The following is a 1426-nucleotide window of genomic DNA, read 5'->3' on the forward strand; positions in this document are numbered from 1 at the left end:
ACTTCGGCCGGTGTCCGCCAGCCCAGGACCTTGCGGGGCCGATTGTTGATCGCCATGGCGACAGCTTCGAGGTCCGTGGACGACCAACGGGAGAGATCGGTGCCCTTCGGGAAGTACTGACGTAGCAGTCCGTTCGTGTTCTCGTTCGTCGGTCGTTGCCAGGGGGAGTGCGGATCAGCGAAGAACACCTTCGTCCCGGTGTCAAAAGCGAACTGGGCATGGGCGGAGAGTTCCTTCCCGCGGTCCCAGGTGAGGCTCTTGCGTAGCTGCTCGGGCAGTTGCGTCATCGACGTCGTGAGCGCCGCGTTCATCGCGATCGCGCCATAGCCCCCGAGCGAGGTGCCGTTCTTCACGGGTGGAATCTCGCCCCAGCCCTCAAGCCGGGGCAGGTGCACGAGGAGCGTGGAGCGGCTGCTGCGTTCGACGAGCGTGCCGATCGCGGAGCGGCCCGTTCCGATGATCAAATCGCCTTCCCAGTGTCCGGGGACCGCGCGGTCCCCGGCCTCGACGGGGCGTTCACTGAGGACGACGTCCGCGGTGACATGCCCCTGTGGCTTGTTCTGTGACCGTGCACGGGGCGTCCGCAGCGCCCGGCCGGTACGCAGACACGTGACCAGCTCCCGCTTGAGCGCGCCACGGCCCTCGATGAACAGCGCCTGGTAGATCGCTTCGTGGCTGACGCGCATGGACTCATCATCGGGGAAGTCGACACGCAGCCGGTGTGAGATCTGCTCCGGGCTCCATGCCGTCGCCCATCTTCTGTCCTGCCGGTGCGGCTTGTTCAGGCCCTTCCACGCGGGCGTCCTGGGTCCGGCGACGATCGTGCCGTCGGGACGCCGGACACGGCCGGCGAGCCGTTCCTGCACGTATTCACGCAACTCGTCGTTGCCTGCGAGTTTCGCAGTCTTCGGGCGCTTCGCGGCCTGCTGTGCTTTCCACTGCGCGACCAGAGCCCGATAGACCGGTTTGCCGCCGCGGGTCGCCGCGTTGCGGCGCAGCTCGCGTGAGACCGTGCCCGCGTCGCGGCCGATCCGGCGGGCGATCTCGCGCACGCCGAGCTCCTGGGCGCGCAGCAGCGCGATCTCCTCGCGCTCGGCGAACGACAGGTAGCGGCCGGTGGGCTCGTCCAGGCTGATCGGCGGCATTCCGCCAGCGTGACGGAACCACCGGATCCCGACCGGTGCCGACACGCCGACCCCCTCAGCCGCCTGGACCGTGGTGACCCCAGACGCGATCAGACGCCAGAACTCACGCTGCACAGCGCGCGACGGCTCCGGACGGCCGGGCGAGCGCATCGGCGCCCGCATCGCCCGGTCCGCGGCCCATTGCCGTCGCGCCCCCGCCGGAGCCTGCGGCACCGACTTCCTCGGTCGTCCCATCCAACACCTCCACGATCAAGGTGTTGCGACGACCGGTTGAATCCACC

1 protein-coding gene is annotated in these 1426 nt (G+C 68.9%); it reads right to left on the reverse strand.

Annotated elements, in window-relative coordinates; all coding sequences use genetic code 11:
- The coding region (locus OSB71_RS24105) for an IS30 family transposase (RefSeq protein ID WP_416237323.1) at positions 1-1295 on the reverse strand (1295 nt) is incomplete at its 3' end.
- Between the last annotated feature and the right edge of the window lie 131 nt (positions 1296-1426).

Source organism: Streptomyces marinisediminis, assembly GCF_026262575.1.
Taxonomy (GTDB): domain Bacteria; phylum Actinomycetota; class Actinomycetes; order Streptomycetales; family Streptomycetaceae; genus Streptomyces; species Streptomyces marinisediminis.